Annotated in this window: 11 protein-coding genes; all 11 read right to left on the bottom strand. The window is 31.9% G+C overall.

Features of this window, described 5'->3' with window-relative positions:
- The coding region (locus tag P8M54_RS12665) for a four helix bundle protein (protein ID WP_300288278.1) at positions 1–234 on the bottom strand (234 nt) is incomplete at its 3' end.
- A gap of 177 nt (positions 235–411) precedes the next feature.
- Positions 412–1,458, bottom strand: coding sequence for a dTDP-glucose 4,6-dehydratase (gene rfbB, locus P8M54_RS12660; RefSeq protein ID WP_300288277.1), 1,047 nt, complete (start codon positions 1,456–1,458; stop codon positions 412–414).
- A gap of 33 nt (positions 1,459–1,491) precedes the next feature.
- A complete protein-coding gene (rfbD, locus tag P8M54_RS12655; RefSeq protein WP_300288276.1) occupies positions 1,492–2,346 on the bottom strand; it encodes a dTDP-4-dehydrorhamnose reductase in 855 nt (284 codons plus the stop codon).
- Complete coding sequence (rfbC, locus tag P8M54_RS12650; RefSeq protein ID WP_300288275.1) at positions 2,346–2,894, bottom strand: dTDP-4-dehydrorhamnose 3,5-epimerase; 549 nt, start codon at positions 2,892–2,894, stop codon at positions 2,346–2,348. The genes rfbD and rfbC overlap by 1 nt, the downstream gene beginning before the upstream one ends.
- Before the next feature lie 8 nt (positions 2,895–2,902).
- Complete coding sequence (locus tag P8M54_RS12645; RefSeq protein ID WP_300288274.1) at positions 2,903–4,051, bottom strand: DegT/DnrJ/EryC1/StrS family aminotransferase; 1,149 nt, start codon at positions 4,049–4,051, stop codon at positions 2,903–2,905.
- The gene (locus tag P8M54_RS12640) at positions 4,044–4,652 is read right to left on the bottom strand and encodes an acetyltransferase (protein WP_300288273.1); all 609 of its coding nucleotides are present in this window, start codon (positions 4,650–4,652) and stop codon (positions 4,044–4,046) included. Before P8M54_RS12640 ends, P8M54_RS12645 begins: the two co-directional genes overlap by 8 nt.
- Before the next feature lies 1 nt (position 4,653).
- Positions 4,654–5,256, bottom strand: a complete 603-nt coding sequence (locus P8M54_RS12635; RefSeq protein WP_300288271.1) for a sugar transferase — start codon at positions 5,254–5,256, stop codon at positions 4,654–4,656.
- The gene (locus P8M54_RS12630; RefSeq protein ID WP_300288270.1) at positions 5,249–6,439 is read right to left on the bottom strand and encodes a glycosyltransferase family 4 protein; all 1,191 of its coding nucleotides are present in this window, start codon (positions 6,437–6,439) and stop codon (positions 5,249–5,251) included. The genes P8M54_RS12635 and P8M54_RS12630 overlap by 8 nt, the downstream gene beginning before the upstream one ends.
- Positions 6,436–7,566 carry a glycosyltransferase family 4 protein gene (locus P8M54_RS12625; protein WP_300288269.1) on the bottom strand — a complete coding sequence of 377 codons (1,131 nt, stop codon included), beginning with the start codon at positions 7,564–7,566 and terminating at the stop codon, positions 6,436–6,438. Before P8M54_RS12625 ends, P8M54_RS12630 begins: the two co-directional genes overlap by 4 nt.
- Positions 7,563–8,732 carry a hypothetical protein gene (locus tag P8M54_RS12620; protein WP_300288268.1) on the bottom strand — a complete coding sequence of 390 codons (1,170 nt, stop codon included), beginning with the start codon at positions 8,730–8,732 and terminating at the stop codon, positions 7,563–7,565. The genes P8M54_RS12625 and P8M54_RS12620 overlap by 4 nt, the downstream gene beginning before the upstream one ends.
- Positions 8,732–9,202: glycosyltransferase (locus P8M54_RS12615; RefSeq protein WP_300288267.1), on the bottom strand; the 471-nt coding region annotated here is incomplete at its 5' end. The genes P8M54_RS12620 and P8M54_RS12615, both read right to left, overlap by 1 nt.

Genomic DNA, 9,202 nt, shown 5'->3' with positions numbered 1-9,202 from the left:
TGTTTCTAATTCAGATAATGAGCCCATCGCAATATATAAGAATTGTATAAATTCTTTGTCCCCTTTTCTGCCTGCGCCTTCAGCAATATTACTCGGAACAGAAACTACTGCTCTCTTAATTTGACTTGATAGTCCGTATTTTTCGTCTGATGGGAAGTTTTTTGTTAACGCATAAATATCTTCTACGAGTACCATTGATTGTTTCCATACATCTAAATCTTTATGATCTTTCATATTCTTAAATGATTTTAATCCAATTATTTACTCTTTCATTGATGACTATTTTTATTATTACGTCAATTGTATTAATTTAAATTGAAATCCTAGTAGGGAATTACTATCAACTCATTAATTTGTTAAATTCACGAATCACTCATCTCAATTTTCGAATTACAAATCACGAATTACGAATTACTCATATTGTTTTTCGTAATACGTTGCATAATCACCCGAGGTTATGTTATTTAACCAAATTTGATTATCTAAATACCAATTTACTGTTTTCTCCAGTCCTTGCTCAAAAGTAACTGATGGTTTCCAGCCTAATTCTTTATTTATTTTAGTTGCATCAATGGCATAACGCAGGTCATGTCCTGGGCGGTCTTTTACGTACGAAATCAATTGCTCTGAAGTTCCTAGCTCACGTCCTAATTTCTCGTCCATGATTTTGCAAAGTAACTTTACCAAATCGATATTTTGCCATTCATTAAAACCACCAATGTTATAAGTATCGTGATTTACTCCTTCATGAAAAACTAAATCAATAGCAACGGCATGATCTTCAACAAATAGCCAATCGCGCGTATATCTTCCGTCCCCATAAACGGGTAAAGGCTTATTTTGAATAATATTATTGATAAACAACGGAATCAATTTTTCGGGAAAATGACAAGGTCCGTAATTATTAGAGCAATTTGTCAAAATATATGGCAAACCATAAGTCTCCCCATAGGCACGTACAAAGTGATCTGAACTGGCTTTTGAAGCCGAATAGGGCGAATTTGGATTATAAGCTGTAGTTTCTGTAAATAACCCTTTAGCTCCCAAGCTTCCGTACACTTCATCAGTACTAATATGGTAAAAACGCTTACCCTCCATATCATCTTTCCAAATCGTTTTGGCAGCATTCAATAAATTCATTGTACCGATAACATTTGTTTTAACAAACAACAGAGGATCTGTTATCGAACGGTCAACATGTGACTCTGCCGCTAGGTGCACTACACCATCAAACTGATGCTCTTCAAAAAGCGCGTCTATAAAATTCCCGTCAACGATATCTCCTTTTATAAAAGTATAGTTGGGTTCATTCTCAATATCTGTAATATTTTCTAAATTACCCGCATAAGTTAAAGCATCTAAGTTAAAGATCTGATACTCCGGATATCTATTTACAAAACGCCTTATCACATGTGAACCAATAAATCCGGCACCTCCAGTAATTACTATTTTTTTCATTTCTTTATCGCTTGCGATTTCTATGTTCTAATTTTAAAACTGTAGCATCAGGCATTTTTTTAAACTTTCTTTATAATAAGGCACTGCAACATTATATATTTCCTTAATCTTATTCTTATCCAATAATGAATAAGCTGGACGAGCTGCGGGAGTTGGATAAGACGTAGAAGGAATGCCTTTTACTTCGCATTTATCCTCAGTAATTTCCTGAATTGCCAATGCAAATTCATACCAACTTATCGAACCTTCATTTGAATAGTTAAAGATTCCAGGAGTCCATTTTTCAGTTTGCACGATGTCTATCACTACTTGCGCTAAATCAGCAGCGTAAGTGGGAGACCCTATTTGGTCATTGACCACTTCTATACTGTCTCGTTCTATAAGTAAGCGTCTCATCGTTTTGACAAAATTATTTCCAAAACGACTATATACCCATGATGTTCTAATAATTATAACGTTAGCATTGATTGATAAAGCTGCTACTTCTCCAGCACGTTTAGTCATCCCATAAACATTAATTGGATTCGTCAATGCATCTTCATTTAAAGCAATCGATGATGTCCCATCAAATACATAATCAGTAGATATATGCACTAACTTTATGCTATTTATTTTTGCATATTTTGCTAAGACACCAACTGATTGATGATTCACAATGTCTGCTAATTCATGCTCTGTTTCTGCTTTATCAACCGCAGTATACGCGCCACAATTTAAGATGATATTAGGCTGAATATTCTTCAATTGTTCTTCTAACAAATTAATTTTATGTAAAGATACTTGCATTCTATTTGCAAAGAACCATTCATATTGTGGATAATTCTTTGATAAAACTTTGAATTCAGAACCTAACTGCCCTGTTGCTCCAGTAACTAAAATTTTTTGCATTAAAACCGACTGTTGCAATGTTCAAGACTTGGAAGTAAAAGATCTTTTTCTGAAAGTATTGCATCGTTTAAATCAATGCCCCAATCAATGTTTACTGATTGATCGTCAAAACGTATACCTCCTTCACTTTCTTTATTATAATAGTTGTCACATTTATACATTATGATCGCTGTTTCACTTAATACTGAAAAACCATGAGCAAAGCCTTTAGGTATTAACATTTGTTTTTTATTATCAGCACTAAGGTGTATGCTAAATGACTGCCCATACGTTGGTGAATTTCTTCTAAGATCTACAGCAACATCCAATATTTCCCCGTCTAACACTCTAACTAATTTGGTTTGAGCATATGGTGGATTTTGATAATGCAACCCTCTTAGAGTACCTTTTTTTGAAAATGATTGATTGTCTTGAATAAATGCATGCTCAAGGCATAAAGCACTTAATTTACTTTTATTATAGGATTCAAAAAAATACCCTCTTTCGTCAGTAAACACATCAGGTAAGAGTATGAATAAATCTTTAATTTCAGTTTTTTCGATTTTCATTTAAACAATTATTCTTGTATTTTAAAAAAAGACTTTATAGCAATACTTATTCTCTCTCTATCCTCATTTGTTAGGTTTGATCCTGACGGTAAGCACAAACCATTTTCAAATAGATTTTGAGAAACAGTAGTTCCATAGTAAGGATAGTTTTCAAATATTGGCTGTAAGTGCATTGGTTTCCATAGTGGGCGCGACTCTATATTGACATCATCTAGCGCTAATCTAAGCTGCTCACTATTTACCCCTAATTCATTACTAGCATTAATTTCAATAGCACTCAACCAATAATTTGCAAATGAAATATTTTCATCTGTTCTAAATACTTTTACAGCAGGAATGTTCTTAAACAAATCCTCATAAAAGGCATTCATATCTCTACGTAATGCTATGTGCTTATCTAGTACTTCCATCTGACCGCGACCAATACCAGCACAAATATTACTCATTCGATAATTATATCCTATTTGACTATGTTGGTAGTGAGGAGCGTTATCTCGAGATTGAGTTGCAAAAAAAACAGCTCTATCCTTTAGTTCTTTACTCTTAATGACTATCGCACCACCTCCAGATGTTGTTATAATTTTATTACCATTGAATGACAAAACACCTATATCACCAAGAGTACCGCACTTTTGTCCTTTATAAGAACTTCCTAAAGCTTCGGCACTATCCTCCAAAACAGGAATATTGTATTTTCTAGCAATAGCATTAACCTCATCGACTTTATATGGCACACCGTATAGATGAACTGCAATAATTGCTTTCGGAGTTTTCCCTTTTGCAATTCGGTCTACAATCGCTTCTTCCAAAGCAATTGGACAAAGATTCCAGGTATCTGACTCACTGTCTATAAATACAGGTATTGCACCTAAATATAAAATAGGATTCGCTGAAGCTGAGAATGTCATACTTTGACAAATTACTTCATCGCCGGCCTTAACACCTAATAATATTAAACCTAAATGTATTGCTGCAGTTCCAGAACTTAAAGCACCTACATGTGCGTTTCTACCTAAATAAACCTCAAGATCTTTTTCTAAACCGTTCACGTTAGGTCCTAAGGGTGCAACCCAATTAGTATCAAAAGCTTCTTGTACAAATTTTTGTTCACTTCCACCCATATGAGGTGAAGAAAGCCATATTTTTGAGTTATTCATTTTTTTGATTATATTTTATTATTCTACCAGGATTTCCTACAACAACAGCGTAGTCGGGTACATCTCTCAAAATTACCGATCCCGCTCCAATTGTACACCATTTACCAATTTTCACACCTTGAATTACACAAGCTCCAATTCCTATTTGAGTACCTTCACCAACATTAACATTCCCTGCAAGAGCAGCATTAGGAGATATATGCACAAAGTCATCTATTAAATTGTCATGTTCTATTATAGCACCGGTATTTATAATACATTGTTTACCAATTCTTGTATCTGGATTAACAATAGCTCCTGCCATTATAACCGTACCATGAGCTATACTCACATTAATTCCCATGATTGCATTAGAATGAATCAATATTGGATATTTAACATTACTATGTTTACTACTTATTTTTTTTCTTATTTTGTTATCACCTATTGCAATAAAAAGTGTGTCATCATCATTAAATTTTATTCTCCTAACAACATCAATTCCAAAAATTTTATCCAAAATAGGATTGTCATCTATTATTGACGTAATCTCATATAAATTATTATTTTTTATAATGTCTATTATAACTTTGCAGTGTCCGCTTCCACCAAATAAGTACATTTTAATTTCCTTTAAATGCTTCAGCCGTAACCTGACCTTGCATGTTTATACCTTCGCTAACAAATACTTTTTTAATGGTTAGAAAAAAAATCTTAATATCTAATCCCATCGATAAATTATCAACATACCAAACATCATATTCAAATTTCTTTTGCCAAGAGATGGCATTCCTTCCATTTACTTGTGCCCAGCCAGTAATACCCGGTTTAACCTCATGTCTCCTCCCCTGGAAATCATTATATAACGATAAATACTGCGGTAATAACGGTCGAGGACCTATCAAGCTCATATCTCCTTTTAACACATTAATCAATTGCGGAATTTCATCTAATGATGTTTTTCGTACAAAAGCTCCTATCTTAGTAAGTCTCTCCTGATCAGACAAAAGCACGCCTGAAGCATCTTTCCTATCATTCATTGTTTTGAACTTTACAATTTTAAAAATCACTCCATTCAATCCAGGTCTTAACTGGAAGAATAACGGTTTTCCTCGATTTGCAAAATACAGACCAATCGTAACGATTAGCAGTAATGGACTGAGTACTATTAAACCAATTAGTGCAGCTAAAAAATCAATCACTCTTTTAAAAATAGTTCTATACATTATAAGTATCAATTAAAGTTGCGAATTTTGAACATAAAATTGATTTATCAAAAGACTCCTCAGCTAATTTTCGGGAATTTTTACTCATTTCATCCAGAACTTCCAGGTTACTCTGCAAATATTTTATTTTCTGCATTAGTTCAACTGGCTTATTGGGATTAACATAATAGCCGCAATTGTTATTTTCAACTAAATCCTTTGTCCAACCAGCTGAATTTACAATTATAGGCTTAGCTGCTGATAAAGAATCAAATAATTTATTAGGCGAATTAGTGTATAAGATGGGTAAATCCTTAAAGCTTACTACAGATACATCTGCAATATTAACAATTTCAGAAGTGTCTTTCATCGAAAACTTCCCTAAAAATTTAACGTTAAATAATTTTTCGGCTTTACAGATGTCTTTTAACTCTTTTTCAGTTGATCCACCACCAACAAACAAAAAAGTAACGCTGTTGTCTTCTTTTAAGAGTTTAGCCGTTTCTAAAATACTTCCTGCTCCATTTGCTAAGCCTAAAGCTCCAAAATGAATTACTTTAAAGCTATTATCATTTATATTTAGATTATTAGCTAATTGAAAATTTTTTGATCTCGGCCAAAACTCATCAATCTTAGCCATATTAGGAATCATAGTTGTCTTAGACCTAGAAACATATTTTACAACACCATCTTGCATCCCTGGTGACAGAGCGACAATGTGTGTTGCGTTTTTATAAATTATCTTTTCTAATAATTTAGTCAAATAAATAAGTATTGGATTTTTTATAGCTCCCATCTGAATAGGAACTTCAGGCCATAAGTCACGTACTTCAAATACAAAATTAACCTTTTTAAACCATTTCATCATAAGTGCAGGTATACCAATAGTTAATGGAGTAGAAGTCGCAATAACTAAATCTATATTTTTTTGCTTTAATGCAACAATAGAAGAACTAAACATAAAATTCAAGAAAGCTTTAAGCCTTCTTAATAAACTAATATTTTGATTATAATCTTCTTTTAAATAGATAACTTTAATACCATCGATGTACTTCTCTGTAATTTTATCGCTGAATTTAGATGAAGATGTTAACATGGTTACTTCATATCCTTTTTCAACTAATTCCTTGGCAATCCAATACGATCTAGTTCCACCTGGCTCATCTGGTGTAATGAAGTATTGGTGTATGTATAATATTCTCATTTAATAGTTCCTTGGTATAAATTATTATAAACTTCAGCAATTTCTTTCCAGTTATGATTCTTTAAAATATCAATATTATTAAAAACATACCTTTTATAATTGTTACATATTGTTTTTATTCCATTACTAATCGAAGTAACACTGCTACTATCCACTCCCTCTCCGATTTTGAAATCGTCATAGAATCTATCAATTCCTTCATTGATTGTATAAATAATTGGTGTGTCTTGAGATAAAGCCTCAATATATACTAGTCCGAAGGTTTCACTGTGGGAAGGCATTGTAAAAAGGTCTGATTCTCTAAATAATTTGAGTAAAGCCTTTTTGTCGTCAATTTTCCCTAAATACCTAAATTCCCTAGCTCCTTGAATTTTATCTACTATTGCTTTTTGCTGCTTTCCATGTTCACCTACGATAGTTAATTCAAAATCAGCTCCTTTATTATTGAGTAATTCAACAGCTTGAATAAGTCTCATTACGTTTTTGTTTTTTGAAAAATTACCTACGTATAGCAACTTAATTGGAGAGTGTAAATTTCTTTCTTTATTGGACCTATTTCTTAACCAGAAATCATCAATACCATTAGGAATCACAAGGCATTTTTGAGGTAAATTCTCCGAGCATTTACTCTTGATATAATTTAAGTTTAAGAACCTTTCTTTATAAACTGTCGATATAAATATTATTTTTGATGCTGCATTTAAAATTTTGACACCATAGTCTCTCAGATGCAACATATATTTGAAAAATAAATTCAAATCAGTATTGCGAACAGTAACGATGTATGGAATTCCAGTCTTTTTATGCAATTCATAAGCAAGTCCTCCATCGCTAAACCATGTATGGGCATGGATAACTTTAACCTTAGCAATTGGAATCTTTGTTACAAGGTCAACTAAGGTACGTCTAATCTTAAGTTTATAATTTATACGTGTGTAATTACTTAAAACCTTACTATAAATCAGTTTAGAATTGTCTGAATCAAAAAGGATCTTATTCTTATCAATTAAATTATCTGAACGAACTGGGACATAAACATATTGATTTATATGAAGATTATCCAGAGACTTAAATAAATTCATGTATACTTTTGAACCAGCGAAGTCGTTAGAAAGTTGTAAAATCATTGTTGGCTAATATTATACATTAAAGCGTAAAATTGCAAATTCAAGTAAGATTTATTTATTTTCACTTTGTTTGAAGCGATTTTGTAAAACGATAAATAAATACTGTACAAATCATGGTCGTATTCCATTAATTTCATCCAACCATCTGTTTGTTTCCATCCCGAGCCTCTAAGTTTACTTTTAACATCAAAAGAGCTACCATCGACATTGTCAGTAAAACTGTGATCCGCACCATTCCATATATTAAATTTTAGAGTATTCGTAAACAATAATAAATTTTTTTTTGACCAATTACCCCTCTTCAATTTGTATGATGCAATAATAAATTGTATCACGTGATTTCCATGAGTTACATCTTGGATAATGGGTGACCTGTCCTTTTTTGATATTTTTCTTTCCAGTGCAATTTTACTTTTTGTTAGATTATCGTATGTAGAATGCCAAACATAACAGCTTGGTTTTGTTATACTACCCTTTTGTACTTTAATATTGGTTTTAAGTAAATCATTAAATTCATTATAAAATGATATGTAATAATCATTCTTTAAAGTCAACTCTGACAAATATAGAGCTGTTGTAGCCCATAATGCTCCAATATGAATTCTAGAATTAATAAAAAAGCTATTATCATTATATATGGAAAAACTTTCTTCTTTCCATTTAATAAAATTTAGATTTATAAAATCAGCGGTTAGTAAATGACCTTTATTACTAATATTATGCTTTTTAACAATAAATAGAAACTCCGCTAAATATCTAAATAAATAACCTTCATATAACATAAACTCCTTATTATTCATTTGGATATTTGTATCTGTTTTACTCTTAATCTTAGCAAACCATCTAGGAAAACCATTTTTAAAAACTGTATTTTTAACCAATGCATCCGTAATTTCGAAATTATTATTAAGATATCTTTCATCATTTGATTTAAGAAACATAATATTATTTGCATTAATGAAATAACCAATTTCGATGAAACGATTTGAATTAGATTCTTCAGCAGCTAAAATCATACTTTTAATTGAAGTATTTGTATTTGCTTGATTAATACCGCTTACAGTATTATCAAATAACGCTTTGAAATCAATCCCGTGGTTTGCACTTTGAGCAAAAGATGAATTCATTACAAACATCAAATAAACAATTATTCTAAAATTCTTCATTAAGTGATATTTTTGAGCTCCCTTACAAGTACGTTGTAGTTAGATTCAGCATTAAATTTTATATCCCAAGTTTCATATGCATGCATTCTTTTTGAATAATTATTATGTAATACAAGTTCACGTAAAAGACAAGCGTTAAAATTTTCAGGAATGAGATAGCCGTTTTCACTATTAACTATTTCTCGCGTGCCGCCAACATTTGTCGCGATAGCAGGAATACCATATGAAAATGCTTCCATTATGCTGACCGGCAAACCTTCAAATTGTGAAACATTAACGAACCAATCAAAATAAGTACTCTCATACACAATCCTCATATCTTTCTGTTCTAAATGACCGTGCAAAACCACATTCACTTTGCCGTTATTTTTATTTTTAATGTGAACTTTTAAATCAGCCATAGACTCTCCGGATCCAAAATGATGCCAATCAACTACCTCATCTAGCTCTAAGAGCATGTCAAATATTAA

The sequence above is a fragment of the Flavobacterium sp. genome, from assembly GCF_029242675.1.
In the GTDB taxonomy this organism is placed as follows: Bacteria; Bacteroidota; Bacteroidia; order Flavobacteriales; family Flavobacteriaceae; genus Flavobacterium.
The sequence above is the reverse complement of the archived record's forward strand: the minus strand, read 5'-3'. Positions and strand labels throughout refer to the sequence as shown.

Coding starts and splice junctions, on each gene's coding strand:
- rfbB (WP_300288277.1), bottom strand. CDS start 1,458: ATGAAAAAAATAGTAATTACTGGAGGTGCCGGATTTATTGGTTCACAT.
- rfbD (WP_300288276.1), bottom strand. CDS start 2,346: ATGCAAAAAATTTTAGTTACTGGAGCAACAGGGCAGTTAGGTTCTGAA.
- rfbC (WP_300288275.1), bottom strand. CDS start 2,894: ATGAAAATCGAAAAAACTGAAATTAAAGATTTATTCATACTCTTACCT.
- P8M54_RS12645 (WP_300288274.1), bottom strand. CDS start 4,051: ATGAATAACTCAAAAATATGGCTTTCTTCACCTCATATGGGTGGAAGT.
- P8M54_RS12640 (WP_300288273.1), bottom strand. CDS start 4,652: ATGTACTTATTTGGTGGAAGCGGACACTGCAAAGTTATAATAGACATT.
- P8M54_RS12635 (WP_300288271.1), bottom strand. CDS start 5,256: ATGTATAGAACTATTTTTAAAAGAGTGATTGATTTTTTAGCTGCACTA.
- P8M54_RS12630 (WP_300288270.1), bottom strand. CDS start 6,439: ATGAGAATATTATACATACACCAATACTTCATTACACCAGATGAGCCA.
- P8M54_RS12625 (WP_300288269.1), bottom strand. CDS start 7,566: ATGATTTTACAACTTTCTAACGACTTCGCTGGTTCAAAAGTATACATG.
- P8M54_RS12620 (WP_300288268.1), bottom strand. CDS start 8,732: ATGAAGAATTTTAGAATAATTGTTTATTTGATGTTTGTAATGAATTCA.